We start from the raw sequence: 24,322 nt of genomic DNA, 5'->3' as shown, positions 1-24,322 counted from the left end.
ATGAAAAAAGTAAGTGTCGAGTGCCGCAATCTCCGGCTCGCGTACGGAGCGACGGAAGTCCTGCGGGACGTCAACCTGCTCATCGAGCCTGGCGAGTTCTTTGCGCTGTTGGGACCTTCGGGGTCCGGAAAATCCACTTTGCTGCGGCTCATCGCCGGCTTCAACCAGCATCAGCACGGCGAGCTTCTCGTGGATGGCAAGGACGTCAGCGGCATGCCCCCATGGAAACGCAACATCGGCATGGTGTTCCAGAGCTATGCGCTGTGGCCCCATCTGAACGTGTGGGACAACGTTGCATTCGGACTGGTGGAACGCCGGGTCGGACGGTCGGAAATCAAGCGCAAGGTGGCGGCCGCGCTCGAGACCGTGGACCTGCTGCGCTATGCCAAGCGCAAGCCGAGCCAGCTCTCCGGCGGCCAGCAGCAGCGTGTTGCGCTGGCGCGCACCATCGTCATCGAGCCACAGGTGCTCTTGCTGGACGAGCCGCTCTCCAATCTGGACAAGTCGCTGCGCGTACAGATGCGCCAGGAGCTCCTGGCGTTGCAGAGGCGGCTCGGCATTACCACCATTTTCGTCACCCATGACCAGGAAGAGGCCATGACGACGGCAGACCGCATGGCAATCCTGGATCGCGGCGTGCTGCAGCAAGTAGGCAGTCCCGCGATGCTCTACGACTATCCCGTCAACCCGTTCGTGGCGAATTTCGTGGGGACGATGAACTGCCTCGCCGGCCGCGTCAGCAGTCGCCAGGGCAACACCGTGACGCTCGACATCGACGGCGTGGGAGGGCTGCCGTTCCAGCTCCCGTCGGACGCTCCGGCCTCTGACCGCGTACTGGCAACGTTCAGGCCGCATTCGCTGCGAGTGGATGTCGTCGACGCGGCGCGCGATGCGCGCTTCGTATGGATGCCGGGAACGGTGGAAGCGAGCGAGTTCCTCGGGGAGTTTTCCCGCTATCGCGTGCGGGTCGGAAACCAGGCCGTCGAAGTGGATCAACCGCACTACGCGGGTCTTTCCAAGTTCCCCGCCGGATGCGCGGTGAGTCTCGGGTTGGAGCCCTCCCAAGTGCGTCTTTTCGCAGCCTGACGCGCTTGTTCGTGAACCATGGAGCTCTACCAGATCCGTGCATTCGTCTCTGTGGCCCGGCTGGGCAACGTGACCAAGGCGGCTGATGCACTCCACGTCACCCAGCCGGCCGTGACGGCGCAGATCAAAGGGCTGGAACAGGACCTCGGCATCGCCCTGTTCGTTCGCGCCGGCGGCCGGCTGAGCCTGACCCGGGCGGGGGAGCGCCTGCTTCCCTGTGCGGAGGCCCTGCTGCAGTCCTCGGCCGAGATGCAAGCAACGGCGCAGCGCCTGAAGGGTGAACTCTCAGGGAGCATCGAGTTGGGGGTGCCGGGCGAGACGCCCGAGTTTCTTCGGCTCGGCGCGTTGCTGGGAGGCATGCAGCAGGGGCTGCCTCTGGTAGAGCTTCGTACGCGCAGCCTGCCTTTGCTGCACCTTCTGGATCAGGTGCGGGGCGGTGGATTGTCCTGCGCACTCATCGTGGCACCGAATCCGCCACGCGACGTGCAGTGGCATCCTCTGCGATCGCTCAGCTATCGCGTGGCGATTCCCAATCGGCTGAAGCCCGAGATGCACAGCTGGGGCTGGCGCTTTCTGGCGAGCCTTCCATGGATCGACGGCGCGATCGAATCACATGTCCATCAGATGCTGCGCTCCTTGTTCGAGCAGCAGGGGCTCGATCCCAATGTGGTCCTGCGAAGCGAGGACACCAGCGGACTGGATGATTTTGTTCGCTCAGGCAGCGGCTGCGCGCTCTTGCGGGAGGAGGTTGCCGTGCTGGGTGCCGAGCGGGAAGACTGGATGGTCTGGAGCGCGGCCAGGATCGACGCGCAGTTGTTCTTTGTCACTTCGGCTGAGCGTGCGAGCGATCCGCTGATCGTGGCGATGTCTTCGGTGATCCAGGCAGTCTGGGCTCAATGAAGACGGCGGCCCACCAATATGCACGTGGAGAAGTATGCGCCACTACCTCTGGATGCTCGTTGTCGGAATCAACGTCGCCGCGATCGCACGGCTCTTCATGCCGGGTGTTCGGGTGGCTCTAGCTATCGCGAGTCTGGACCTGAGATAAACGTACGGTCTGGGCTCGCGGGCGTCCTCGCTCGCTACACCGAAGGCTTCGAGACTGCAGATCTGCAAGCAGCCCAACGGTTGCTGGGAGACTCGGCGGCGTAGAGCGTGCCCCCGGCGCGCGGGGCCGTGAACCCAACCGGCGAGCGATCGTGCTCAAGCTGGCTGACGGGGCAGCACAGGGCCGTTCGGAATGGCAATGGTCTTGGGCTCCAGGAACGCTTCCATGCCGAAGATGCCAAATTCTCTGCCGATGCCCGACTGCTTGACGCCGCCGAATGGCGCGATCAATTCGGGCGTGATGCGATTGACCAGCACCGTGCCGGCGCGCAGCCGCGAGGCCACACCGAGCGCGCGCATCGGCTGCGACGAGAAGACGTAGGCCTGCAAGCCGTACACGGAGTCGTTCGCGATGGCAACGGCTTCATCCTCGTCGTCATAGCCGATCACCGAGAGCACCGGCCCGAAGATTTCCTCGCGTGCGATGTCCATGTCGTTGCGCACGCCGGCGAATACGGTGGGCCGCACGAACCAGCCCTTGTCGAGACCGTCCGGGCGGCCTTCGCCGCCGGCCACGAGCGTCGCGCCCTGCGCCAGACCGCGGCGGATGAAATGCTGCACGCGCTCGAACTGCGCCTTGCTCGCGAGCGGCCCGACGGCGGTGGCGGCGTCGCGCGGATCGCCCACGCGCATGGCGGCCACCGTGGCCTGCAGGCGTTCGATCGCCTGCGTCATGTGCACGTTCGGGATCAGCAGTCGCGTGCCGGCCACGCAGGCCTGGCCGTTGTTCATGAAGGCCGCGTTCAGCGCCATGGGCAACACGGCGACCAGGTCGGCGTCGTCCAGTATCACGGTGGCCGACTTGCCCGAAAGCGCCAGGCTCACGCGCTTCATGGTATCCAGGCCCGCGCGCGCAATGAGCTTGCCGGTCTGCGTGGAACCGGTGAATGAGATCTTTGCGATTCCCGGGTTGGTGGAGATCTCGTCGCCGACATCGCCGCCGCGCCCGAGCAGTACATTGATGACGCCGGCCGGCAGGCCCGCGTCATGCAATGCCTCGGTCACGACCTGCGCCTGCAGCGGGCCCAACTCGCTGGGCTTGACGACCGAGGCACAGCCCGCGGCGATGGCCGATGCCAACTTGCTGCAAATGCTTCCGGCCGTGCTGTTCCAGGGGGCGATGAGGCCGGCGACGCCGACGGGCTCCATCACCACGGTGGCGTCGCCCAAGCGGCGTTCGAAGACGTAGTCTTGTAGCATCCGTGCCGTGCTCGCGAAGCATTGCGAGGCGTAGTTGCTGACCCATTGCGAGCGGGCCAAAGGGCCGCCGTACTCCTCGATCGTGGCCTCGCAGATCTGGTCGGTGCGCGCCAGCACGGCCGCCTCGAGGCGCTTGAGCATCTCGATGCGCTGTGCCTTGGTGCTGCCGGCCAGCCCCGGCTGTGCCCGATTGGCCGCATCGATCGCTCGCTTCGCATCGTCGCGGTTCGCCAAGGTCACTGTGCCGATGACCTGCTCGGTTGCGGGGTTGACGATCTCCAGCCGCTCGCTGCCCTGTACGGGCACGAAGGTCCCATCGATGTATGCCTGATGGATGTTCCACATGGCTTGTATTCCTGTGCCTTGGGGGTGATTGCTCGACGACGGCGGACGCGACTCACCCGCGCGCGACGTCGATCACGGCCTTTGCGAAGGCCTCGGGTGCTTCCTGCGGCAGGTTATGGCCGATGCCGCCGCTCACCAGCCGATGCTCGTAGCGCCCCGAGAACTTCTTCGCATAGGCGCTGGGCTCGGGGTGCGGCGCGCCGTTGGCGTCGCCCTCCAGCGTGATGGTCGGCACGCCGATCACGGGCGCCTTGGCGAGCCGGTCTTCCAGTGCCTGGTACTTCGCCTCGCCGTCGGCCAGGCCCAGGCGCCAGCGGTAGTTGTGCACGGTGATGGCCACGTGATCGGGGTTCTCGAACGCGACGGCGCTGCGATCGAAGGTGGCCGCATCGAAGTTCCACTTGGGCGATGCGATCTGCCAGATGAGTTTGGCGAAGTCGTGGCGGTTCTTCTCGTAGCCCGCGCGGCCGCGCTCGGTCGCGAAGTAGTACTGGTACCACCACTGCAACTCGGCCTGCGGCGGCAGCGGGATCTTGCCGGCCTCCTGGCTGCCGATCAGGTAGCCGCTGACCGACACCAGCGCCTTCACGCGCTCCGGCCACAGCGCGGCCATGATGCACGCCGTGCGCGCGCCCCAGTCGCAGCCGGCAACGGCGGCTGACTGAATTTTCAGCGCGTCCATCAGCGCGATGATGTCGACGGCGACGACCGACTGCTGGCCGTTGCGCGGGGTGTCGGCCGACAGGAAGCGGGTGGTGCCATAGCCGCGCAGGTACGGCACGATCACGCGGAAGCCCGCGGCGGCCAGCTGTGGTGCGACGTCGACGAACATGTGGATGTCGTAGGGCCAGCCGTGCAGAAGAATCACAGGCGCGCCGTTGGCCGGCCCTGCTTCGAAATATCCGATGCTGAGGCTGCCGGCGTCGATGCTCTTGAGCGGCTCGAGGCGTCTGACGGCGCCTGTGCCGGCAGATTGGGCGAAGGCGGGCACGATCGAAGTCAGTTGGACGGCAGCCACGCCGAGCGCCGCCTTGGCCAGGAAAGAGCGACGGGGCAACTGAGAGGAATCGGTCATTTGAAATTTCCTTGAATCCGAAGTGATTGATGAGCACCGGAATGGTGGTCAGCCGGATCCGCATGCGCTTCCGGACTGATGGGAAGATTGTTCGGCGCGCGGAGCGTCTGGAGCCCGGTTTGCGTATGCCTCTGTATCTGGGCCGGCTTCGTCAACACTAAATTTCAATCGGAGCATTCGCGCAGGCCAGTCGTTTGCAAAGTAAGCGGGTACTCGTTGCCACCAGGCGCGCACGGCCTTCACTGAGCCTTTCGCAAATTTCGCGCGAACAGGTGCTCGCACAGGCCTCGCAGCCAACGATTCGCCGGATCCTGGTTGTATCGGGCGTGCCAGTGCTGCTTGACTGTGAAAGGCGGCACGGGCACGGGGCAATCGAACACCGAAAGGCCGGTTGTCCGTGCCAGCGTCTCGCCGATCTGCCGCGGCACCGTGGCGATCAAGTCGGTGGTCGACACGATCGCGGCCAGACCGAGAAATCCCGGGAGTTCCAGCAGGATGCGTCGCACCACGCGGTGACGCTGCAGCGCGGCTTCCAGCAACTGAACGCCAGTTCCACCGGAGATGCCGACGTGCGCTTCGGCCCGGTATTCGCGCAAGCCCATGCGCTTGCCGTTCACACGCGGATGCTTGGCGTTGACCAGGCACACCCAGTCCTGCGGATAGAGCACCTGTTGGAAGAAACCTGACTCGAGCCAAGGCACAAGGCCGATGGCCAGGTCGGCTTGGCCCGATTGCAACGCCGGCCCGGTCTGCTCGTCGATGCGTGCGGCCTCCAGGACGATGCCCGGCGCAGCCGCGCGCACGTGCGCCAGCAGTTGCGGCAGCAATGTGATGTGGCTCGCATCGGTCATGCAGATGCGGAAGCGCCGCGTGGCGCTGGCCGGCTCGAAGGCCGGCTCGGGCGCAGCGACACGACGCAATGCCGCCAAGGCTTCGCGTACAGGAACGATGAGTTCCGTCGCGCGCGGCGTTGGCTGCATGCCGTCGACCGTGCGCACGAAGAGTTCGTCCCCGAGTTGCTTTCTCAAGCGGCCGAGCCAATTGCTCACGGTCGGCTGGCTCTGCCCCATCTGCTCACCCGCGCGCGTCACGCTGCGTGTGCTGTAGACGAGGTCGAACAGGCACAGCAGCTTGACGCTGACCATGCCGGTCCCCGTATCCGTCGGATAGTCGTCCGCTTCCATTTCAAAACGGAATGTAGATCATTTCATCCATGTCATTGGCGACATGGCCTGAAAAAACTATCGTTGTGTCATTCCATCAGGAGACACGCATGAAGATCTACTTTCTGGGCGCAGGCGCCCTCGGATGCGCCATCGGGGGCACCCTCGCGGCGGGTGGCTCCGATGTGACGCTCATCGATCCGTTCCAGGCCCACGTCGACGCCATCCGACGCGATGGCCTGCGCATGAAGGACGGCGACAACGAGCGCATGGTGAAGGTGCGTGCCGTCACCAGCGTCGAAGGTTTGCCTCCGGCCGATCTGGTGATCGTGCTGGTCAAGTCCTTCCATACGCGTGCAGCCATCGAGGGCGCGTTGTCCGTCGTCGGTCCGGACACCGCCGTGATGTCGTTGCAGAACGGAATGGGGCATGAAGACATCCTGGCGGAGGTCGCCGGCGCGGAGCATGTGCTAGCCGGCAAGACCTATGTCGGCGGCGTGTTCCTCGGGCCGGGCCACATCATCGCGGGCACACGCAACAAGCGCACGGTGATCGGCGAACTCGGTGGCCGCATCAGTGCACGGGCTGCGGCCATTGCCGCCGAATTCGAACGCGCTGCGCTGCCGTGCGAGGTCAGCGACAACATCATGGGCGTGATCTGGGACAAGCTCCTCATCAACGTCTCCACGGGTGCATTGAGTGCGATCACGGGGCAGGTGTACGGCAGCCTCTACGCAGTGCCGGAGATCGAGGCAGCGGCCCTTGCAGCAGTGGGCGAAGCAATGGCTGTTGCCGAAGCGGGTGGCGTGAAATTGTCCATCGGTTCGCCGCGCGACGCCTGGATGATGGCCGCCGAAGGGCTTCCTTACGAGTTCAAGACCTCGATGCTGCAAAGCCTGGAGAAGGGTTCCATCACCGAGATCGACTTCATCAACGGTGCCGTTGTGCGCGCGGGCCTGAAACACGGCGTGCCGACCCCGGTGAATCAGACGCTGGTCGCTGCCATCAAGGGCATCGAACGCCGTATGGAGGCGAAATGACCCGTCCGCGCGCTTACGTCGAACATGTCGCCATCTGGGTGGCAGACATCCATTGGCACATCCGGTTCTTTCATGATGTCTGCGGCATGACGATGCGCGAGGTGCAAGGCACCGTCGAGGAGCCCATCCAATACTGGACGCTCGGCGGCATGCAGTTCATGGCCAAGCCTGACTACGCCGGACCCGAGGGCCGCCTCGGCCACATCGGCGTGATGTGCGAAGACCTCGAGGCCGCACTCGCCGCTGCACAAGCCTTCGGCGTCACCGAGATGCCGCAAGGCCGCAACTGGCTGCGCCTGCCGGATGGCCTGGCCGTCGAATTCATCCAGGCCAGCGCAGGCACCGTGGCCCGCGCGCTTGCCATCGATCCACGCGCCTGAACCTTTCAATCCAGGAGAGACACCCATGACATCACTGACCATCGAAGACAAGTATTGGGACGACGCCGTCGTCGGCGCCACCTGCGTCAGCCCGCCCTACGAAGTGACGGAGGCGCGCGTGATGGCTTACGCCGACCTCAGCGGCGACCACACCCCCGTGCACACAGACGAGGCTTATGCCCGCATGACGCCGTTTGGCACTCGCGTGGCACACGGCCTGTTCGGCCTGTCGATCGCCGACGGGTTGAAGACCAGGAGCGACTTGCGCTTCATGCCCGGCATGTCGCTGGGCTGGGAATGGAGCTTCGTTGGCCCGATCAAGCTGGGCGACACGGTGCGAGTGAGGTTCCACGTGGGCACCAAGCGCGAATCGAAGAGCAAGCCGGGCTGGGGCATCCTCGTGCTGCCGTCCGAACTGATCAACCAGCGCGATGAGGTCGTGCAGAAGGGCGAGCACCGCGTGATGGTGCCAAGGAGGCCGGCATGAGCGCGTCGTCGCAACAAGCGCTGCCGCTGGCTGGCATGCGCGTCATCGACTACAGCCACTTCCTGGCCGGTCCGTATGTGGGGCGCTGCCTCGCTGCACTGGGTGCGGAAGTCATCAAGGTCGAGCGCCCGGGGTCGGGCGACGCAGGCCGCCAGCATGCCTGGTTCGTCGGTGACCACAGCGGCTACTTCCTGCAGCAGAACATGGGCAAGAAGGGGTTGAGCGTCAACACCAAGGATCCCCGCGGCCGCGCACTGATGAAGAAGCTCGTCGACAGTGCCGACGTGTTCGTCGAGAACTACCGGCCCGGTGCACTCGACAAGCTCGGCCTGGGGTATGCCGAACTGGCCGAGACCAACCCCGGCCTCGTCTACTGCTCGATTTCGGCCTACGGACATACCGGCCCCGACTCGCACCGCGCCGGTTTCGGCCTCATCGCCGAAGCCAAGAGCGGGATCATGCAGATGGTCGGCAATCCCGGTGAAGCGCCGCCTCTGCTGCGGATCTCGCTAGGCGACATGTACACCGGCATCCATGCGGTGGCGGCCATCAATGCGGCCCTCCTCGGTCGGGTGAAGTCCGGGCGCGGGCAGCACATCGACATGGCGCTGTACGACACGTTGGTGTCGATGCACGAATACGCGGTGCAGTGCTACACGCTGTCGGGAGGCAAGGAAGTACCGGTGCAGACAGGGCACGACATGCCCAACTCGACGCTCTACGGCGTGTTCCGCGCGCAGGACGGCGACGTCGTCATCGCGGCGCAAGTCGACGACGCCTGGAAGAGGTTCGCTGCGTTGGTGGAACAGACAGGTGGCCCGGCAGGCTTCGGCACCGACACGATGTTGCATACCTCGGCGGGTCGCAACGCACAGCGCACCGGCATCCTCGAAGTGGTGAAGCCCTGGGTATCGGCAAGACCGGTGGCGGCACTTCTGAAGATGCTGGACGGCATCGACGTGCCGGCCGCGAAGGTCCAGCGCATCGACGAAGTGCTGGCCGACCCACAGATCCAGGCGCGCGGAATGGTGGTCGAGCAGGACCACCCGGTGCTCGGAAAGATCCGCCTGCCGAACCTGCCTTTCCGCATGTCGGGCGGCGATACCTCGATCACGCAGGTCGCGCCCGAGTTGGGCGAGCACAACGCGGAAATCGCAGCCAGCCTGGGTTTCGACGCCGCACAGATCGCAGACATGCAGGCCGACGGCGTGCTTTACAGCGCATAAGGAGCTTCTCGAGATGACCGACAAGTACGCCGTCATCGGCAACCCCATCGGGCACACGAAGTCGCCCTACATCCACGGCAGTTTTGCAGCCTCGACCGGACAGGACATCGACTACAGCGCGATCGAAGGATCTCTCGATCACTTCGCCGACGATCTGCATGCATTTCGCAGCGCTGGCGGACGCGGCATGAACGTGACGGCGCCGTTCAAGCTTCAGGCCTTTGCCTTGGCCACGGAAAGGCTTGAACGCGCGCAACTTGCAGGCGCGACCAATGCACTCAAGTTCGAGGGTGACCGCATCGTGGCCGACAACTTCGATGGCCTGGGGCTCACCAATGACATCCAACGCAACCTTGGCTTCGCACTCAAGGGGGCGCGCATGTTGGTGCTCGGCGCCGGTGGTGCGGTCCGTGGCGCACTGCTTCCGTTTCTCGAACAGCAACCAGCGGTGCTGGTGCTCGCGAACCGTACGCAGGGCAAGGCGGACGATCTTGCAAGGCAGTTCGCGGCTCACGGCAAGGTCGAGGGATGCGCCTACGGTGATCTTTCGGGCGAAAAATTCGACATCGTCATCAACGGCACCTCAGCCAGTCTCAGGGGCGAGTTGCCGCCCTTGCCGGTCGAGGCCCTGCAGGGCGCGCGCCTGGCGTATGAACTGGCCTACGGCAAAGGGCTCACTCCCTTCCTGCGTTTGGCGCAAAACGCCGGCGTGCCAAGGCTGGCCGATGGTGTCGGCATGCTGGTCGAGCAAGCCGCGGAAGCCTTCGCATGGTGGCGCGGCGTGCGCCCCGACACCCGCGCCGTGATCGACCGCATGACCATTCCCTTGGTCTGACAGCTCATTTCGGAGACGCATCATGAAGATCCTCATGCTTCACGGCATCAACCACAACATGTTCGGCAAGCGCGATCCGAAGCAGTACGGCACGACAACCCTCGAGGAAATCGACCAGCGGCTGCAAGCTCTGGGCAAGGAGCTGGGTGCCGGGATCGAGAGCTTTCAGACCAACAGCGAGGGCGAGATGTGCGAGCGCATCCATCGCGCCTTCTCGGAGGGCGTGGACGCAGTGCTCATCAATGCCGGTGCATGGACGCACTACAGCTACGGAATCCGCGATGCGCTGGCCATTCTGACGGTGCCCGTGGTGGAGGTGCACATGTCGAACATCCATGCGCGGGAGAAGTTCCGCCACCACTCGGTCTTCGCAGAGATCGTGCGGGGGCAGATCTGCGGTTTCGGCGTAGACAGTTATGAGTTGGGGTTGCGCGCAGCCGTTTCCGCTGCGACGCCAGCGCAGAACTGATCCTCAGCTTGTGTGGGAAGCGGAGGTCGGCTTTGCTGCGGAAGCCGACCTCCGGCCGCCTGCGGCGAGTGCCCGGTACCGCGCGTGCAGGAGCTGAACGGCCTTGCCGAAAGCGGTTCTGCACGAAGGCAGACTACCCAGCGAGTACGCTCCAGCGACAAGGATGCGCGCCGACGCGCGGCCCATCCCCAGGCCCTTCGGGAATCCGTCGATCCAGGCCCCTGCGCCATGTGCGCGGCACTGGCGCGCAGCGGTGGCGCAGCTTCAGGGCGCCAGGCGGATGTTCGCGTCCTTGATGATCTTCGCGTAGATGGCGGCGTCCGCCCGTACCACCTTCTGGAACGCTTCGGGCTTGCCGCCGGCCACCTGCAGGCCCAGCGCCTCGATCTTGGCACACCACGGGTGCCTCGCGGCAATGGCAGCACTGCTCCCGGCGATTGGCGAAAAGCGTCAGGCGGCTGCGTTGCACGGCCTCGGGAGGTCGCTGAGATATTCGACACCGACCAGGGCAGCCAGATCATGAGTGCTACAAGCGCAGTACATGCGACACAACGAAATACAAGCAGGATCGAAGTTGCCTTCACAGTGCATTCCCGCGATCTCCGGCGTCTTGCGAAGTCGCCTCCGACCGCCATCTCAGACCGCTCTTCGGTCACTCACCGAAGGGCAATCGGAGCACCGTTGTGTCATTGCTGAAATCGAACACCGCCTTTGTCGATCCGCTTTCTGGCAACAACCGCCCCGAGAGGCCGTGGAAAGCAGAAAAAAGCAAGCCATATTCCTGCGCATGGGTCTTACCCAATGCACCGGACAAGGGTACTTTTTGGTTAATGCCCTGTAACGCCATTGAAGTCGATGGCTCGCATCGCGATGCGTGCCGGCTTCCTGGAATGCTGGCGGCAAAACGAGAACGTTCATTGATCAAGCGGTGCACGCACCGAGGGGCGCCGGCTCCCGCATGCAACCGTACATGGATGCATTCACGCATGCGTTCAAGCGAACCTGGCTGGATGACAGCCGACCACTACTAGAGGAAATGATTCAACTGAGCAGACTTGTCGAAGCACAACTTCGCCACCGCGCGCACCTCAGCGCGACGGGCCAACATTCTGGCCGAGCTTGCCCCCTCCGAATGACGTTTTCGGCGACGTCAGAAGGGCATGTCATGTTCACACGTTACGCCATCCGCACGCTGCTTTGCATTGCTGCCGTCCCCGCCATCTCCGATGAGTCGGCGCCCACTCATGATCGCGTGTTTCTGAGCAAGACCGAGATCGAGAGCACCTTGATCGGCAAACCCATCGTTTCAAACAATCTCGCGACCGGCATGGTCTCGAGCTGGCAGTTCTACGCCGACGGCCGCGTGGACTTCGCCAACCGGAGCGGCCCCGGCCGAGCGTCGGGCAAATGGTTTCTCAACCCCGATGGTGCGATGTGCGTGACGATGATTTCGCGAACCGGGTGCCGCTACTGGTTCAGGATCGAAAAGGACGGCGCCCTCGCGAACGCCAACACCAGGGAACCGAATGCGCCTACGGTGGCCGAGATACGGTTCGAGTAACGGTACGAAGCGACAACCCCCAAGCCAGGTACGCGACGTGTCCGGGCCTCGGCGCCAGCGGATCGAGCTCCTTGCTGGCGAGCCAGGAATACACCGGCAGCACGCGGTTGGCCAGAGAGGCGGTCAGGCGTGCGCGGGCTCGCCCTTGGGCCTGGGCGCAGGTGCGGAAGACGCCACGCCGAGCCCCTGGTAATAGTGGCCGACCTTGGTGGCGAGGAACTGCCCGAGCGGCACCTGCTCCTGGCCGACGAAGCCGAGCGCGGGAAGCTTGCCTTGCCGCAGCAGCTCGAACACGCCGACGACGCCGGCGGCGGTGGTCAGCTCGATGGCGGTGCGGTCCTTGCCGCGCAGCGGCGCTCCGAACACCCGCGCGACGCGCGTCTCCTGCTCGAAGCGGCCGTCGCGACGGCCCGAGGCCGAGGCGAACAGGATCACCACGTCTTCGCGGCTGTGCGGAACGGCATGCTCCAGCACCTGGCGCAGCAGGTCGCGGCGCTCGATCAGGCGCAGGTCGTGCAGCAGGAAATTCATCGCGTCGCAATGGCCGGGATAGCGGATCGTCTTGTAGTCGAGGTTGCGCACCTTGCCCGCGAGCGTCTCGCACAGCGTGCCCAGGCCGCCGGAGGTGTTGAAGGCTTCGAAGGCCTCGGCGTCGAGCGTGAAGGTCTCGTGCCCTTCCATCGGCTGCACCGACACCAGCTGGCCGTTCACGATGGCGTCGCACGGGTTGCAGTACTCGTTGATGACGCCGTCGATGCTCCAGGTGAAGTTGTAGCGCAGGCTGTTGGTGGCATTGCGCGTGAGGGCGCCCACGCGCAGGCGCAGGTCGTAGAGTTCGTCGAAGCGGCTGGCAAGATAGCCGCCGAGCATGCCGATCACGCCGGGCGCCAGGCCGCTCTGGGGCATGAGGACCGAGGTGGCCGTCTTCGATATGTCGCGGATGGCTTTCGTTGCCGCCACGTCCTCGGTGAGGTCGAAGTAGTGGACGCCGCATGCCGCCGCTTCGGTGGCCACGCGCTGCGCGAGGAAGAACGGCAGGCAGTTGATCACCACCGAGTGCGCGCGCAGCGCGGTGCGCAGGTCTTCGTTGTTTTCGACGTCGAGCGCAATGCGCCGCACCAGCGGGTCGTTTTCATCATTGCGGCCCGGTCTCACGTCGGCCAGCGTCACGGGCAGGCGGTGGTACTCCGCGATCATGTCGGCCACGGTGCTGCCGACCTTGCCGGCGCCCAGGACCAGCACATTTTCGATCTTCACTTTCGTCATTTCATTTCTCCTGCGGGGCACCGTTGCCCTGTGAAAAGAACTGTAGAAGCGAGTCTTGACGGATGGTAGAGAGCAGATCGGCGAAAGGGCTGAACGCTTCGTCGTTTCGACGACGCGGTTCGTCAGGTTGGGCGCTTCCAATCTCGATCTCGAATGAGTGCTCCTTGTGATCCTGCTTGCCCAGCCGCTGCTCGAGGCGATTCAACGTCCGGCGGCCGCAGGCGGAGTCGATTTCGACGAGGCACCCGACGGCCGCGACGCGGCCGCCTCGGCCACCAGCCAATCGCGAAACGCCAGCACCAGGCGATTTTCGGCGGCAACTTCCGGCACCACCACGTAGTAGGCCCGCTGCGTCAGCAGCGCCTCGCGGAACAGCACCACCAGCCGGTCGGAGGCCAGCTCTTCTTCGATGAGGAACTTCGGCACCAGCGCAACGCCGAGGCCATTCGCCGCCGCTTGCGCGAGCATGGCGAAGTGCTCGAAGCGCGGGCCGCGCATCGCATGCGCGGCGCTCACCTTGACCTGCTCGAACCACTCCGACCACTGCATGGGGCGCGACGACTGATGAAGAAGGCACTGGCCCGCAAGGTCCTCGCGCGTGTGGATGCCACTGCGGCGCTTGAACTCGGGGCTGCACACCGGGACCACGCTTTCCCCGAGCAGATAGTCGCAAGAAGCGCCCGGCCAGAAATCGGCGCCGAAGTGAATCGCCGCGTCGAAGGGCTCGCGCGCGAAATCGAAGGGCTCGGTCCGCGCTGCGAAGTTGACCGTCACGCCCGGATGCAGCGCGGCAAAACGCTTCATGCGCGGGATCAGCCATCGCGTTGCGAATGTCGGGAGCACCGCGAGGTTGAGCACCTCTCCCATCCCGCCCATGGTCACCACGCGCTGGGTGGCGTTGGACACGCTGTCCAGGCCGCCGCGAAGCTCGGCCGCATACACGCGGCCGGCTTCGGTGAGCACCACGCGCTGCCGTACGCGATGAAAAAGCGCCGTGCCCAGTTGCTCTTCCAGCAGCTTGATCTGCCGCGAAATGGCACTCTGCGTCAGGTGGAGTTCCTGCGCGGCTCGCGAGATGCTGGCGTGGCGCGCCGCGCTTTCGAAGGCCAGCAGCTGGCCCATGGGGGGAAGAAATTCGCGTCTGAACATGATGACTAAAACGTAAGATCGCTGGCGTCATTCTTTAATAAAGCGTGGCAGATGACGGCCCGTGTTGATTCCAGTTTGACATGAAATTGTTCCGGCTTCTCGCTGTCCATCGACCGCTGCGTTGACGATGGTGATGCTCCGGACACCGGCGCCCGGGCATTCGCTTCGCGCGGGTCACAATCCACTCATTTCCGCTGCAGGGGCCGCCATGGACCTACGACTCGACGACCTGGACCGCCATCTGTTGACGCTGCTCCAAGCCAACGCCCGCGAGCCTGCCGCCAACCTCGCGCGCAAGCTCAAGATCGCACGGACCACCGTGGTCGCACGCATTGCCCGGCTGGAGCGCGAGGGTATCGTCTCGGGGTATGGCGTGCGCCTTGGCCAGCGGCTCGAACAGGCCGCGGTGCGAGCCTTCTGCGGCCTCAGCGTCAATGCGAAGGGCGCCCCCGCGACCATCAAGGCGCTCGAGCGGTTGCCCGAGGTGGAGGAGGTATGGGCCGTGAGCGGCCAGTTCGACTACATGGTCCTGCTGCGCTGCGGCACTCCTGAACAGCTCGACAAGCTCCTCGACCAGATGGGGCAGATCGACGGCATCAACCAGACGCACACCTCCATCGTGCTGAGCCGCAAGATCGACCGCCGCAGCACGGTGGAGTGAATGGCCAGCCCCACGGACATGACCCGCAATGCCGGCGCCTTCCTCGGCGTGCTGATGCTCGACACGCGCTTTTCGCGGCCGCCGGGCGACATCGGTAATCCCGAGACCTTTTTCCGCCATGGCATTCCGGTCCGGTTCCACGTGGTCACTGGCACATCGCCCGAGCGCATCGTGAAGCAGGCCGACCCTGCGCCACAGGGCGCCGCGTACACGACATCGAGACGCTGCTGGCTACGCGATGGGCGAGCCGGGCTGGAGGGCGAACTGCGCCAGGAGTCAATTTTTCCTGCGCTTATAGACAAGTCCATCGCGGAAAAATCGATTTTGTGATTATTCTCTCGCCCGAAAACCGAGTGAAGGGAGGGCGGGGCGAAAGAGGAAATATCGGGCACACCCTGCAATGGCTGTGATTCCGGTGCCGGATCGAAAACAGATCGCGGACCCCGATCGCCCTGCTGCGCGATGATTTTCAACCGATGGTCGACGCTGCACATCGAGCCGAAGCGCCGAGCGGAATTCTGGCGCGAGGCGGGCCAGAAGGCGAAGACGCCGGTGACCCCGAACGTGCCGTGGCCCGACGATTTCGAAGCCACGCTCACGACGCGCGGCTTCGAGGAGCTGGCGCTCAACCATGTGCAGGTCTGCTCGCCGCATGACGTCGAGTGCACGGCCTCGGACCTGGCACGCCTCGAACGGCCGTTTCTCTTCATCGATCTCTATACCTCGGGGAAATGCGACGTCCTGCAACTCGAACGAGGCATGCAGGCGGCGCCGGGGCAGCCGTTCCTGATCGACGGCAGGCGTGAATACCGGCTCGACCATCGGCAGTCGGTCAGCATGCTCGCATTGGCCATACCCTTTGCGGCGCTGGGTCCTCACGCGAGTGCCGTTGAAAGCCTGATTGCGCGCCCCCAGCCACAAAACGCCGCACTCCACCTTCTGGCCGGCCAGATGCGCATGCTCAGCGCGTGGCCGCATGCGTTCGAAAAGGCCGAATCCGAGAGGCTGTCCGATCTGCTCGTTGGAGCCGTGCATGCCGTTCTTCTTGGCGCAAGGGAAGGGGAGCTGACGACGGTTCGCAGGGAGCGCAGCTTCTTCAGGCGCAAGGTGCGGCAGGTCGTCGAACAGATGTATGCCGATCCCGCCCTGAATCCCCAGGTCGTCGCCGAGAAGCTGGGCATCTCGGTGCGCAGCCTGCATGCGCGGATGGCCCAGGACGGAATGACTTTCGGCGCCGAGCTGATGGCGCACAGGCTGGAGCGGGCCCATGGCCTGTTGCGAGGAGCCCGGCGCGGCAGCGCCACGATCGGCGAGATCTGCGCCCGCTGCGGCTTTGTATCGGCTGCGCATTTCTCACGGCGTTTTCGAGCTCGTTTCGGCATGGCGCCGAGCGCGGTCATGGCCGATGGCGAGCGTGAATGCGCGGTCGGACACGCGGAATGCGCTGCCGAGCATGAGGAGCCGGTGGCTCAGCCTCAAACGTATTCATGCTCGCGTCCTCCCCGCGACCCATCGTCTGCGGAACCGAATCCGGGATGACGCATCCGCGATGCAGCCTCCGGCTGCTTGCCCCCTACGAAATGACCAGACCACACAACCATCACCGCGGTTCTCCGGCCAAATGCTCACAGGAACCCTTGCGATGAATATCGAGGAAATCTACGCCCAGTTCAGGGTCCCCGTCCGAAGAGGGGCGCGGGTGGAATTTCAGGGAAAGCCGGGAACGATCACCAAGGTGTATGGCCTGGCTGTGCGCGTCCGGCTGGACGGAATGACTCTTTCCAGGCCGTACCTCCTGAGTGAATTGCAATGGCTGGATCAGGAGGCTCAGGAGCCCCAGGCAGACGGCGAACCGAGCCTGGCCTGAACGGGCGCCAGCGGCGAGCTGCCTATCGCAGCACCAGCACCGGAACGTGCGAGTGCGTCAGCACATGCAGCGTCTCGCTGCCCATCAGCAGGCGCGCCAGGCTGCGCCGCCCGTGCGAGGCCATCACGATCAGGTCGCACTGCTGGTTCTTCGCGGTCGCGATGATGGCCTCGGCGACCTGGTTCGACTTCATGACGATGGCCTGCGCGTTGCGAACCCCCTTGCCGAGCGCGAGGGCTGCGACCCTGTCGACCAGGTGCTGCGCGGCCTGGTCCGTCTGCGCCTGAGAGGCCTGGATGTCCCGCTGGCTCAGCATCATCGAGCCTTCGAAGTAGCCGACGGGCTCGATGTGCGCGACGGTGACGCCCACCAGTTCCGCATTGGTCAACAAGGCCAGCTCGATGGCGGTATTGACTGCTTGCTCCGACAGCGCAGAGCCGTCGGTCGGGACAAGAACACGCTTGTACATGGCACGCTCCTTGGCCCCCGGCACCGCGGGTGCCCTCATGCTTCAGTCTAGTTCGCGATTGCGGCCATGCAAGGGCACCGTCAGCCCCCGCGCTCCGGCCACCGATGCCGCGTTCCCCCCGAGCGGCGGTCCGCCTTCTCCGCGACCACCCCCTGTGCAAGCAACTGCACTCCACGCTGTTCCAGATGCCGCAGGCACTGCAGGAAGATGTCGAGGTGCGCAGGCTCGATGCCTTCCAGCAGTTCCGTGTTCAGCTCTGCGATCCGCGGAAACAGCCGGCCGAACAGTTGCCGGCCCGAAGCGCTCAGCTGCACATGCACCTCGCGCCGGTCCTGCGAGTCCTGCCGCCGCTCCACCAGCTTCTTCTCGACCAGGCTGCGCAGTCCGCGCGAGGTGCGCACCCGGTCCAGGTACAGATGCGTGGCGAGCGTCGACGAGGTCATCTCGCCCTCCTGCGCGAGCGTGGCGACCATGCCCCACTCGCGGCGCGTGATGCCGAAGCCCCCCTCGACCAGGCGGGTCGCCATGCCGCTGCCTGCGCGCACGGCACGCGACAGCCGGTACAGCAGCAGATCGTCCAGGGAGCGGGGCGAGCGCAACGCTGCTGCATCGGGAAAAGCTTGTTGCATAGGAATGACGGAAGGAGAAGGGGCAGGAAATGTGGTTCGCCCGCCTCGGCGAACGGATAGTGAATTAGATCAACTGTTTGTGTATGCGTATAAACCGGTAACAAATTTGAACGAATGGAAACAGTCCGGGCGCGCGATTTTCGCCGTGAAAGCCGTGCGCGCCCCCGTTCACGACAACTGTCCGCAGGAGAACCGATGCCCGTATTTCTTTCCAGGCGCAAGCTCATGGCGTGGGGCGTCGCCCTGGCCGCTTGCGCCCCCTTGGTCCATGCCCAGGCGCCCGCCGCGCTGGAGGGCGGACCGCTCACGCTCGTGGTCGGCTACGCCGCGGGCGGCAGCACCGACCGCATCGCGCGACTGATCGCCGAGCGGCTGACGCCGAAGCTCGGCATCCAGGTGAGCGTGGAAAACCGTCCGGGCGAGGGCGGCCGGCTCGCGGCCAGGGAAGTGAAGCGCGCCCCCGCGGGGCAGAACGTGCTGATGCTCGGCAACCCCGCCGTGATGGTGGTCGCGCCGCTGGTGTTCAAGGACGCGGGCTACGACCCCGACAAGGACTTCGTGCCCGTCTCGCAAGTCAGCAGCTACGACTTTGCGCTGGCGGTCGGCAACAAGCTCCAGCTCGACCGCGCGATGTTCCTCGTGGGCCGGCTCTGGGCGCACCCTGAAGAGGCGGTCTTCGGCGTGCCGGCCACGGGCAGCCTGCCCCACTTCTTCGGCCTGATGGTGGGCGATGCGCTGAGCGTGCAGCCGGAGATCAAGGGCTATGGCGGCTCGGCGCCGCTGTCGGCCGACCTGAGCGGCGGCAGCCTGCCGATCGCGATCGACACGCTCGACTCGCTCTATCCGCAGCACGTGGCCGGCAAGATCCGCATCCTGGCCACGTCAGGCAAGAAGCGCGCGAGCTTCGCGCCCAACGTCCCCACCTTCCGCGAAGCCGGCATGAAGATCGATGCCGACGGCTGGAACACCTTCTTCGCGCCCAGCACGATGGCGCCCGCCAAGGTGCAAGTGCTGTCCAACGCGATTCGCGACGTCATGAAAGACCCGGGACTGCAGAAGGCGGCCGACGCGCTCTACATCACGTCCGTGGTCAGCAACGCGGCCGAGACCGCGCAGATGCTCAAGAACTATCGCCAGCAATGGGAGCCGGTCGTGCGCCGCTCCGGCTTTCATCCTTGATACTCCCCCAGGCTTCGCGCACTTCGTGTCGCTTCGCCTACCTCCTCGCCGGGGGCGACACCTGCGGCCCGGCAAAGCCGGTTCCGCGGTGCCCCACGAACAGACCGGCCGTGCTTGCTTTCAGGCTGCTAGTGCGCGCATCTCGGTGATCAGGTCGGCCTTGCCCTCGAAGCCGATGCCCGGCAGCGGCGGCAGCGTGACGTAGCCGTTCTGTACCTTCACGCCGTCGGGGAATCCGCCGTAGGGCTGGAACAGGTCGGGGTAGCTCTCGTTGCCGCCGAGCCCGAGGCCGGCCGCGATGGCCAGCGACATCTGGTGGCCGCCGTGCGGAATGCAGCGCGAGGGCGACCAGCCGTGTGCCTTCAGCATCTCGAGCGTGCGCAGGTACTCCACCAGCCCGTAGCTCAGCGCGCAGTCGAACTGCAGCCAGTCGCGGTCGGGCCGCATGCCGCCGTGGCGGATGAGGTTGCGCGCGTCCTGCATGGAGAACAGGTTCTCGCCCGTGGCCATGGGGCCGGCGTACACCTCGCCGAGCTTGGCCTGCAGTTCGTAGTCGAGCGGGTCGCCGGCCTCCTCGTACCAGAACAGCGGGTACTGCGACAGCGCGCGGCCGTAGTCGACGGCCGTCTGCAAATCGAAGCGGCCGTTGGCGTCCACCGCGAGCTGCTGGCCGGGGCCGAGGATCTTCAGCACCGACTCGATGCGCTCGCAATCTTCGGCCAGCGTGGCGCCGCCGATCTTCATCTTCACCACCGAGTAGCCGCGCTCCAGGTAGCTGGTCATCTCGCGCTGCAGGCCTTCCAGGCCCTTGCCGGGGTAGTAGTAGCCGCCGGCCGCGTACACGAACACGCGCGGGTCCGGCGTGCCGGTGCCGTAGCGCTCCGCGAGCAATTGGTACAGCGGTTTGCCGGCTATCTTGGCGGTGGCGTCCCACACGGCCATGTCGATGGTGCCCACGGCCACCGAGCGCTCGCCGTGGCCGCCGGGCTTCTCGTTGATCATCATGCGGGCCCAGATCCTGTGCGGATCGAGGTTGTCGCCGGTCTCGTCGAGCAGCGATGCCGGCTCGGCCTCCAGCAGGCGCGGCAGGAAGCGCTCGCGGATCAGCCCGCCCTGGCCGTAGCGGCCGTTGGAGTTGAAGCCGTAGCCGACGACGGGCTTGCCGTCGCGGATCACGTCGGTGACCACGGCCACGAGGCTCAAGGTCATCTTCGAGAAGTCGATGTAGGCGTTGCGGATGTCCGACTTGATGGGACGGGTGGACTCGAGGATGTTGACGATTTTCATGGTCGGTGGTTCTGGAGAAAAGAAGGAGGAAAGTTCAGCGGTGCAGCGACGATCCGCCGCAGATGGCGATGTCCTGCCCCGTGATGGCCGCCGCGTTCGGCGACAGCAGGAAGCCCGCGAGCGCGGCGATTTCCTCGGGCTGGATCAGCCGGCCGATGGGCGGCATGCGCGGTGCGCTGCCTGCGCGGGCCGGGTCCTGCAGCATCGAGGTCTGCGTGGCGCCGGGCGACACCACGTTGACGGTCACGCCCTGCGCCGCGACCTCCGCGGCCCAGCTGCGCGCGAGCGCGATCAGTGCTGCCTTGGTGGCTGCGTACTGGCCGCGGCCGGGCAGGCCCTGCGCGACGCGGCTGCCGACGAACACGACGCGGCCGCGGCCGCGCGCGGCCATCGCGGGCACGAGCGCGTCGGCCAGCCGCGTGGCCGCGTCGACATGCAGGCGCCACATCAGCTCGCCGCCTGCGTGGTCGAGCGCGCCCAGCGGGCCGACGCGCAGCACGCCCGCTGCATGCACCAGCGCATCCGCGTCCTGGAGCGCGGCGGCCGTGCGCGCGATGGCGTCGGCATCGCACAGGTCGACGGCTACATGCACGAAGCGCTCGTGAGACAGCGTCGGCGCGGCGAGGTCGAGTCCGCTCACGTGCCAACCCGCCTCCAGCAGGTGGGACGCAATGGCGCGGCCGATGCCGCCGCTGCTGCCCGTTACCACTGCGTGCGGGGCAGCTTCATTCGACATGGATGTTGCCCTCCACGATGATCTTCTTCGAGCGCGCCATGTCGTCGGCCTGGAACTTCACGAAGTCTTCGACGCTGCCCGGCGTCAGCAGCAGGCCCTGCGCATTCAGCGTCTCGCGCATGTCGGTGCCCAGCGCCTTGTTGACCTCGGTGTTCAGCCGCTGCGTGACGGCGGCCGGCAGCTTCGCCGGACCCCACAGGCCGTACCAGCTGTAGAACTCGTAGCCCGGGATGCTCTCGCCCACCGTGGGCACGTTCGGCAGGCTCGCGGCGCGCGCGGCCGAGGTGACGGCGATCACCTTCAGCATGCCGCTCTTGTGGTACTGCAGCGAACCGAGGATAGGGTCGATGAAGCCGTCGATCTGCCCGCCGATCAGGTCCTGGAACGCGGGCGCGGTGCCCTTGTACGGCACGATCAGGTAGTCGAGCCCGCCGCCCGCGCGCTTGAGCAGCTCGGTCGACAGATGGCCCGCCGATCCGATCGAACCCACCGCGAAGGTCATCTTGCCGGGGTGCGCCTTGGCATACGCGATGAGCGACTTCACGTCGCTCACCGGCAGGTTCTTGTTCACGGCCACCGACAGCGGCGCCTTCGCCACCAGCGCCACCGGCGTGAAGTCCTTCACCACGTCGTAGGGCACGGACTTCATGGTCATCGGCGCGGTGGTGAAGGTCGAGGCGTTGAACAGCAGCGTGTACCCATCGGCCGGCGCCTTCGACACCACGTCGGCACCGATGATGCCGTTGCCCCCGGCGCGGTTCTCCACGATGAAGCTCTGGCCCGTCTGCTCGCCGAGCTTCTGCGCCAGCAGGCGGCCGATGGTGTCGAGCGTGCCGCCCGGCGGAAACGGGATCACCATGCGTACCGGGCGGCTGGGCCAGGTCTGCGCGAAGCCGGTGGTGGACGCGGCGGCCAGCGCGAGGGCGGCCAGCGCGGTGCGCAGGAAATGATTGCGTTGCATGTCTCTTGTCTCCTTGTGTTTTTCATCGGGGCACCGCGGCCCCGTGGGCTCAGCGCTTCGAGAGGCCTGCCTGCTCGACGGCGGCGCGCAGCGCATCCATCTCGCGTGCATTCGGCGCCTCGGTGGGCGGGCGCACGGTGGCGTTGTCGAGCACGCCGGCCAGGAACATGCCGCCCTTCATGCGCGCATGCGCCTCGCCGGTCGGCTCGCCGCCGCCGTACACCGCGTCCTTCAGCGGCGTGATGAGTGCCTGCACCGCCATCGCCTTCTTCAGGTCGCCGGCCTTCACGGCGCTCCACAGGTCGATGATGAGTTGCGGTATGAAGGTCGCGAAGCCGACCAGCGCGCCGTCCACGCCTTGCACCATCGAGGCCAGCAGGTATTCGTCGTGGCAGGTCAGGATGGCCTTGGACGCATCGGCTTCGCGGATCGCCTGGATGTCGCGGGCGTACTTGTTCATGTCGCGCTGGCCCACCTTGAAGGCCTGCAGGTAGGGCAGGCGAGCCAGCTCCGCCAGCAGCTGCGACGAGTACGAGGCGCGCGTCCAGGCCGGATACACGTGGCAGACCAGGTCCAGCTCCGGCGCGGCGCGGTGGATGGCCTCGAAGTACTGCAGCGCATGGCCGGGCGTGAAGCCGAAGCGCAGCCAGTGGTGCGGCGGCATCACGTCGAGCGCCACCGCGCCTGCGGCCTGGGCGGCGCGGGCATGCTCGGCGGCCTCGGCCAGGCCTTCGCACACGATGGACGAGATCACCGGCATGCGGCCGCGCAGCTCGTCGGCCACGATGCGCGTCACCTCGGCGCGTTCGGAAGGCGTCAGCGAGAACACTTCGCCGGTGTGGCCGTTGGTCATGATTGCCACCACGCCGTCGTGCCCCGCGAGCCACGAGGCCAGCTTGCGCAGCGCGGGTTCGTCGATGCGGTGGTCGGCCGTGAAGGGGCAGGAAATGGCGGGAATGATCCCGCGATAATTCGCGATGGAAGGCATGCTGTGTCTCCGTGGTGGTTCAAGGTGCAGGAATGGGGTGCATCTTTTGCCGGCGGGGCATGGGCCGTCCAATACTCGAATCGCATACAACTATTCAACCGACCGCGCTGCGCATGGGCCCTGGCAACCGACCGCTCGACCTGGAATGGCTGGAAGATTTCCTGGCCCTGGCCGAGTCCGGCAATTTCTCGCGTGCGGCACAGGCGCGCTCCATCGCGCAGCCCGCGTTCAGCCGGCACATCCGTTCGCTGGAGGAGTGGGTTGGCGTCGATCTGTTCGACCGCAGCGCACACCCGACGGCGCTCACGGCGGCGGGCAAGCGCTTCCAGCCCCTGCTGCAGGAAGTGCTGGCCGGCCTGCAGGCCGCGCGCATCAAGGCCCGCGCCGCGCACGACCTCGACGCAGCCAGCCTGAGCTTCGCAGCCACGCACGTGCTGTCGCTGACCTTCTTCCCGCGCTGGCTCGGCACTGTCGAATCGCGCCTGCACACGGGCCCGATCCAGACCGTCTCCGACAGTTCGTACGCCTGCGAAGACCTGATGCTGCAGCGCCGCGTGCAGTTCGTGCTGTGCCACGGCCATGCGGGCGCGCCGGGGCGGCTCGACGAGGCGCAGTACCCGGTGCAGCGGTTGAGCGAAGACGTGCTGGTGCCGGTGTCCGCGGCGGACGCGAAGGGCGCGCCGCTGCACGTGCTCGGCACGGGCCGGTCGCCCTCCGTACTGGCCTACAGCGAGGCCTCGGGCCTGGGGCGGATCATGCGGGCGATCCAGGACAGCGAGTTCGGCAAGGACTTCGCCGCGTCGCTGTCGGTGGTCTTCACGGCCCACCATGCCGCGCTGCTGCGCACCATGGCACTCGAGGGCCGCGGCCTCGCTTGGCTGCCGATGAGCCTGGTGGCGGAAGACCTGCGCAGCGGCGCGCTGGCCGATGCCGGTGCGGGCGGCTGGCGCGTGCCGGTGGACATCCGCCTGTACCGCCAGCAGGCGCAGATGGCGCCGGTGGCCGAGGCGCTGTGGAAGCTGGTCAGCGAGGGTGCCTCAGCTACCTGAGCCGCTGCTGCCAGCAACGCTTGAGACTGGCATGGCTTGTTCGGGGGACACCGTGGATCCGGCTTTGCCGGGCCACCGGTGTCGCCCCCGGTGAGGGGGGTGGCGCA

The 24,322-nt window shown here is 65.8% G+C and carries 28 protein-coding genes; 15 read left to right on the top strand and 13 right to left on the bottom strand.

Annotation, left to right across the window (positions count from 1 at the left end; all coding sequences use genetic code 11):
- Both ACEN9N_RS18545 and ACEN9N_RS18540 read left to right on the top strand, forming a co-directional pair.
- Positions 1-1,086, top strand: coding sequence for an ABC transporter ATP-binding protein (locus ACEN9N_RS18545; protein ID WP_007835747.1), 1,086 nt, complete (start codon positions 1-3; stop codon positions 1,084-1,086).
- A gap of 18 nt (positions 1,087-1,104) precedes the next feature.
- A complete protein-coding gene (locus ACEN9N_RS18540) occupies positions 1,105-1,986 on the top strand; it encodes a LysR family transcriptional regulator (RefSeq protein ID WP_007835746.1) in 882 nt (293 codons plus the stop codon).
- A 303-nt stretch (positions 1,987-2,289) separates the two neighbouring features.
- Here ACEN9N_RS18540 and ACEN9N_RS18535 read toward each other — a convergent pair whose 3' ends face one another.
- From ACEN9N_RS18535 to ACEN9N_RS18525, 3 genes are all read right to left on the bottom strand, one after another.
- A complete protein-coding gene (locus ACEN9N_RS18535) occupies positions 2,290-3,738 on the bottom strand; it encodes an aldehyde dehydrogenase family protein (protein ID WP_495654219.1) in 1,449 nt (482 codons plus the stop codon).
- Between the two features lie 52 nt (positions 3,739-3,790).
- Positions 3,791-4,813, bottom strand: coding sequence for an alpha/beta fold hydrolase (locus ACEN9N_RS18530; protein ID WP_495654218.1), 1,023 nt, complete (start codon positions 4,811-4,813; stop codon positions 3,791-3,793).
- Positions 4,814-5,052: 239 nt separating this feature from the next.
- Entirely contained in the window at positions 5,053-5,997 is a 945-nt protein-coding gene (locus ACEN9N_RS18525; RefSeq protein ID WP_007828953.1) for a LysR family transcriptional regulator, read from the bottom strand.
- 89 nt (positions 5,998-6,086) lie between these two features.
- On the opposite strand from ACEN9N_RS18525, the gene ACEN9N_RS18520 reads away from it, so the two are divergent.
- Genes ACEN9N_RS18520 through aroQ form a run of 6 tightly spaced genes read left to right on the top strand, consistent with a single transcriptional unit; the run spans position 6,087 to position 10,413 of the window.
- Entirely contained in the window at positions 6,087-7,016 is a 930-nt protein-coding gene (locus tag ACEN9N_RS18520) for a ketopantoate reductase family protein (RefSeq protein WP_007828954.1), read from the top strand.
- On the top strand, positions 7,013-7,396 hold the full coding sequence (locus ACEN9N_RS18515) for a VOC family protein (protein WP_007828955.1): 384 nt from the start codon (positions 7,013-7,015) through the stop codon (positions 7,394-7,396). Before ACEN9N_RS18520 ends, ACEN9N_RS18515 begins: the two co-directional genes overlap by 4 nt.
- Positions 7,397-7,430: 34 nt before the next feature.
- Positions 7,431-7,883 (top strand): MaoC family dehydratase, encoded by a 453-nt coding sequence (locus ACEN9N_RS18510; RefSeq protein WP_413333543.1) that lies wholly within the window; start codon positions 7,431-7,433, stop codon positions 7,881-7,883.
- Positions 7,880-9,109, top strand: a complete 1,230-nt coding sequence (locus tag ACEN9N_RS18505) for a CaiB/BaiF CoA transferase family protein (RefSeq protein ID WP_413313967.1) — start codon at positions 7,880-7,882, stop codon at positions 9,107-9,109. The genes ACEN9N_RS18510 and ACEN9N_RS18505 overlap by 4 nt, the downstream gene beginning before the upstream one ends.
- A gap of 13 nt (positions 9,110-9,122) precedes the next feature.
- Complete coding sequence (aroE, locus tag ACEN9N_RS18500) at positions 9,123-9,944, top strand: shikimate dehydrogenase (RefSeq protein ID WP_007828974.1); 822 nt, start codon at positions 9,123-9,125, stop codon at positions 9,942-9,944.
- A gap of 22 nt (positions 9,945-9,966) precedes the next feature.
- Positions 9,967-10,413 carry a type II 3-dehydroquinate dehydratase gene (aroQ, locus tag ACEN9N_RS18495; RefSeq protein WP_007828976.1) on the top strand — a complete coding sequence of 149 codons (447 nt, stop codon included), beginning with the start codon at positions 9,967-9,969 and terminating at the stop codon, positions 10,411-10,413.
- Between the two features lie 652 nt (positions 10,414-11,065).
- Here aroQ and ACEN9N_RS18490 read toward each other — a convergent pair.
- Positions 11,066-11,338, bottom strand: a complete 273-nt coding sequence (locus ACEN9N_RS18490; RefSeq protein WP_495654217.1) for a hypothetical protein — start codon at positions 11,336-11,338, stop codon at positions 11,066-11,068.
- A 240-nt stretch (positions 11,339-11,578) separates the two neighbouring features.
- On the opposite strand from ACEN9N_RS18490, the gene ACEN9N_RS18485 reads away from it, so the two are divergent.
- Positions 11,579-11,974 carry a hypothetical protein gene (locus tag ACEN9N_RS18485; RefSeq protein WP_007828978.1) on the top strand — a complete coding sequence of 132 codons (396 nt, stop codon included), beginning with the start codon at positions 11,579-11,581 and terminating at the stop codon, positions 11,972-11,974.
- Between the two features lie 123 nt (positions 11,975-12,097).
- On the opposite strand, the gene ACEN9N_RS18480 is transcribed toward ACEN9N_RS18485, so the two are convergent.
- The 3 genes from ACEN9N_RS18480 to gcvA are packed head-to-tail and all read right to left on the bottom strand — an operon-like array spanning position 12,098 to position 14,389.
- Entirely contained in the window at positions 12,098-13,240 is a 1,143-nt protein-coding gene (locus ACEN9N_RS18480) for a saccharopine dehydrogenase family protein (protein ID WP_413313970.1), read from the bottom strand.
- A gap of 1 nt (position 13,241) precedes the next feature.
- Positions 13,242-13,445, bottom strand: coding sequence for a hypothetical protein (locus tag ACEN9N_RS18475; RefSeq protein ID WP_042672740.1), 204 nt, complete (start codon positions 13,443-13,445; stop codon positions 13,242-13,244).
- Positions 13,442-14,389 (bottom strand): transcriptional regulator GcvA, encoded by a 948-nt coding sequence (gcvA, locus tag ACEN9N_RS18470; protein WP_413313971.1) that lies wholly within the window; start codon positions 14,387-14,389, stop codon positions 13,442-13,444. Before gcvA ends, ACEN9N_RS18475 begins: the two co-directional genes overlap by 4 nt.
- 208 nt (positions 14,390-14,597) lie before the next feature.
- On the opposite strand from gcvA, the gene ACEN9N_RS18465 reads away from it, so the two are divergent.
- The 4 genes from ACEN9N_RS18465 (at position 14,598) to ACEN9N_RS18450 (ending at position 16,917) form a co-directional block, all read left to right on the top strand.
- Positions 14,598-15,050 (top strand): Lrp/AsnC family transcriptional regulator, encoded by a 453-nt coding sequence (locus tag ACEN9N_RS18465; RefSeq protein ID WP_413313972.1) that lies wholly within the window; start codon positions 14,598-14,600, stop codon positions 15,048-15,050.
- The gene (locus tag ACEN9N_RS18460; RefSeq protein ID WP_495654216.1) at positions 15,051-15,380 is read left to right on the top strand and encodes a hypothetical protein; all 330 of its coding nucleotides are present in this window, start codon (positions 15,051-15,053) and stop codon (positions 15,378-15,380) included.
- 132 nt (positions 15,381-15,512) lie between these two features.
- On the top strand, positions 15,513-16,589 hold the full coding sequence (locus ACEN9N_RS18455; RefSeq protein WP_007828987.1) for a helix-turn-helix transcriptional regulator: 1,077 nt from the start codon (positions 15,513-15,515) through the stop codon (positions 16,587-16,589).
- 103 nt (positions 16,590-16,692) lie between these two features.
- Positions 16,693-16,917 (top strand): polysaccharide deacetylase, encoded by a 225-nt coding sequence (locus tag ACEN9N_RS18450; protein ID WP_495654215.1) that lies wholly within the window; start codon positions 16,693-16,695, stop codon positions 16,915-16,917.
- Between the two features lie 22 nt (positions 16,918-16,939).
- On the opposite strand, the gene ACEN9N_RS18445 is transcribed toward ACEN9N_RS18450, so the two are convergent.
- Both ACEN9N_RS18445 and ACEN9N_RS18440 read right to left on the bottom strand, forming a co-directional pair.
- A complete protein-coding gene (locus ACEN9N_RS18445; protein ID WP_007828992.1) occupies positions 16,940-17,386 on the bottom strand; it encodes a universal stress protein in 447 nt (148 codons plus the stop codon).
- Positions 17,387-17,466: 80 nt separating this feature from the next.
- Positions 17,467-18,015 (bottom strand): MarR family winged helix-turn-helix transcriptional regulator, encoded by a 549-nt coding sequence (locus ACEN9N_RS18440; RefSeq protein WP_495654214.1) that lies wholly within the window; start codon positions 18,013-18,015, stop codon positions 17,467-17,469.
- Between the two features lie 195 nt (positions 18,016-18,210).
- Between ACEN9N_RS18440 and ACEN9N_RS18435 the strand changes: the two genes are divergently transcribed.
- A complete protein-coding gene (locus ACEN9N_RS18435; protein ID WP_413333513.1) occupies positions 18,211-19,194 on the top strand; it encodes a tripartite tricarboxylate transporter substrate-binding protein in 984 nt (327 codons plus the stop codon).
- 120 nt (positions 19,195-19,314) lie between these two features.
- Here the strand turns inward: ACEN9N_RS18435 and ACEN9N_RS18430 are convergent, their stop codons facing one another.
- The 4 genes from ACEN9N_RS18430 to ACEN9N_RS18415 are packed head-to-tail and all read right to left on the bottom strand — an operon-like array spanning position 19,315 to position 23,166.
- A complete protein-coding gene (locus tag ACEN9N_RS18430; protein WP_007828997.1) occupies positions 19,315-20,481 on the bottom strand; it encodes a mandelate racemase/muconate lactonizing enzyme family protein in 1,167 nt (388 codons plus the stop codon).
- 34 nt (positions 20,482-20,515) lie between these two features.
- Entirely contained in the window at positions 20,516-21,217 is a 702-nt protein-coding gene (locus tag ACEN9N_RS18425) for an SDR family NAD(P)-dependent oxidoreductase (RefSeq protein WP_495654213.1), read from the bottom strand.
- Positions 21,207-22,178 carry a Bug family tripartite tricarboxylate transporter substrate binding protein gene (locus ACEN9N_RS18420; protein ID WP_413313979.1) on the bottom strand — a complete coding sequence of 324 codons (972 nt, stop codon included), beginning with the start codon at positions 22,176-22,178 and terminating at the stop codon, positions 21,207-21,209. Before ACEN9N_RS18420 ends, ACEN9N_RS18425 begins: the two co-directional genes overlap by 11 nt.
- 49 nt (positions 22,179-22,227) lie before the next feature.
- Entirely contained in the window at positions 22,228-23,166 is a 939-nt protein-coding gene (locus ACEN9N_RS18415) for a dihydrodipicolinate synthase family protein (protein ID WP_495654212.1), read from the bottom strand.
- A 113-nt stretch (positions 23,167-23,279) separates the two neighbouring features.
- Between ACEN9N_RS18415 and ACEN9N_RS18410 the strand changes: the two genes are divergently transcribed.
- Positions 23,280-24,215, top strand: coding sequence for a LysR family transcriptional regulator (locus ACEN9N_RS18410; protein WP_007829003.1), 936 nt, complete (start codon positions 23,280-23,282; stop codon positions 24,213-24,215).
- Positions 24,216-24,322: the final 107 nt, after the last annotated feature.

It is taken from the genome of Variovorax sp. Varisp46 (genome assembly GCF_059491885.1).
The sequence above is the reverse complement of the archived record's forward strand: the minus strand, read 5'-3'. Positions and strand labels throughout refer to the sequence as shown.

What these genes read in the sequence shown, in the direction of transcription:
- ACEN9N_RS18420 (WP_413313979.1), bottom strand. Translation starts at nt 22,178, where the DNA reads ATGCAACGCAATCATTTCCTGCGCACCGCGCTGGCCGCCCTCGCGCTG.
- ACEN9N_RS18430 (WP_007828997.1), bottom strand. Translation starts at nt 20,481, where the DNA reads ATGAAAATCGTCAACATCCTCGAGTCCACCCGTCCCATCAAGTCGGAC.
- ACEN9N_RS18450 (WP_495654215.1), top strand. Translation starts at nt 16,693, where the DNA reads ATGAATATCGAGGAAATCTACGCCCAGTTCAGGGTCCCCGTCCGAAGA.
- ACEN9N_RS18515 (WP_007828955.1), top strand. Translation starts at nt 7,013, where the DNA reads ATGACCCGTCCGCGCGCTTACGTCGAACATGTCGCCATCTGGGTGGCA.
- ACEN9N_RS18480 (WP_413313970.1), bottom strand. Translation starts at nt 13,240, where the DNA reads ATGACGAAAGTGAAGATCGAAAATGTGCTGGTCCTGGGCGCCGGCAAG.
- aroQ (WP_007828976.1), top strand. Translation starts at nt 9,967, where the DNA reads ATGAAGATCCTCATGCTTCACGGCATCAACCACAACATGTTCGGCAAG.
- ACEN9N_RS18520 (WP_007828954.1), top strand. Translation starts at nt 6,087, where the DNA reads ATGAAGATCTACTTTCTGGGCGCAGGCGCCCTCGGATGCGCCATCGGG.
- ACEN9N_RS18410 (WP_007829003.1), top strand. Translation starts at nt 23,280, where the DNA reads ATGGGCCCTGGCAACCGACCGCTCGACCTGGAATGGCTGGAAGATTTC.
- ACEN9N_RS18460 (WP_495654216.1), top strand. Translation starts at nt 15,051, where the DNA reads ATGGCCAGCCCCACGGACATGACCCGCAATGCCGGCGCCTTCCTCGGC.
- ACEN9N_RS18540 (WP_007835746.1), top strand. Translation starts at nt 1,105, where the DNA reads ATGGAGCTCTACCAGATCCGTGCATTCGTCTCTGTGGCCCGGCTGGGC.
- ACEN9N_RS18505 (WP_413313967.1), top strand. Translation starts at nt 7,880, where the DNA reads ATGAGCGCGTCGTCGCAACAAGCGCTGCCGCTGGCTGGCATGCGCGTC.
- gcvA (WP_413313971.1), bottom strand. Translation starts at nt 14,389, where the DNA reads ATGTTCAGACGCGAATTTCTTCCCCCCATGGGCCAGCTGCTGGCCTTC.
- ACEN9N_RS18465 (WP_413313972.1), top strand. Translation starts at nt 14,598, where the DNA reads ATGGACCTACGACTCGACGACCTGGACCGCCATCTGTTGACGCTGCTC.
- ACEN9N_RS18415 (WP_495654212.1), bottom strand. Translation starts at nt 23,166, where the DNA reads ATGCCTTCCATCGCGAATTATCGCGGGATCATTCCCGCCATTTCCTGC.
- ACEN9N_RS18485 (WP_007828978.1), top strand. Translation starts at nt 11,579, where the DNA reads ATGTTCACACGTTACGCCATCCGCACGCTGCTTTGCATTGCTGCCGTC.
- ACEN9N_RS18525 (WP_007828953.1), bottom strand. Translation starts at nt 5,997, where the DNA reads ATGGAAGCGGACGACTATCCGACGGATACGGGGACCGGCATGGTCAGC.
- ACEN9N_RS18535 (WP_495654219.1), bottom strand. Translation starts at nt 3,738, where the DNA reads ATGTGGAACATCCATCAGGCATACATCGATGGGACCTTCGTGCCCGTA.
- ACEN9N_RS18445 (WP_007828992.1), bottom strand. Translation starts at nt 17,386, where the DNA reads ATGTACAAGCGTGTTCTTGTCCCGACCGACGGCTCTGCGCTGTCGGAG.
- ACEN9N_RS18530 (WP_495654218.1), bottom strand. Translation starts at nt 4,813, where the DNA reads ATGACCGATTCCTCTCAGTTGCCCCGTCGCTCTTTCCTGGCCAAGGCG.
- ACEN9N_RS18440 (WP_495654214.1), bottom strand. Translation starts at nt 18,015, where the DNA reads ATGCAACAAGCTTTTCCCGATGCAGCAGCGTTGCGCTCGCCCCGCTCC.
- ACEN9N_RS18545 (WP_007835747.1), top strand. Translation starts at nt 1, where the DNA reads ATGAAAAAAGTAAGTGTCGAGTGCCGCAATCTCCGGCTCGCGTACGGA.
- ACEN9N_RS18435 (WP_413333513.1), top strand. Translation starts at nt 18,211, where the DNA reads ATGCCCGTATTTCTTTCCAGGCGCAAGCTCATGGCGTGGGGCGTCGCC.
- aroE (WP_007828974.1), top strand. Translation starts at nt 9,123, where the DNA reads ATGACCGACAAGTACGCCGTCATCGGCAACCCCATCGGGCACACGAAG.
- ACEN9N_RS18455 (WP_007828987.1), top strand. Translation starts at nt 15,513, where the DNA reads ATGATTTTCAACCGATGGTCGACGCTGCACATCGAGCCGAAGCGCCGA.
- ACEN9N_RS18425 (WP_495654213.1), bottom strand. Translation starts at nt 21,217, where the DNA reads ATGTCGAATGAAGCTGCCCCGCACGCAGTGGTAACGGGCAGCAGCGGC.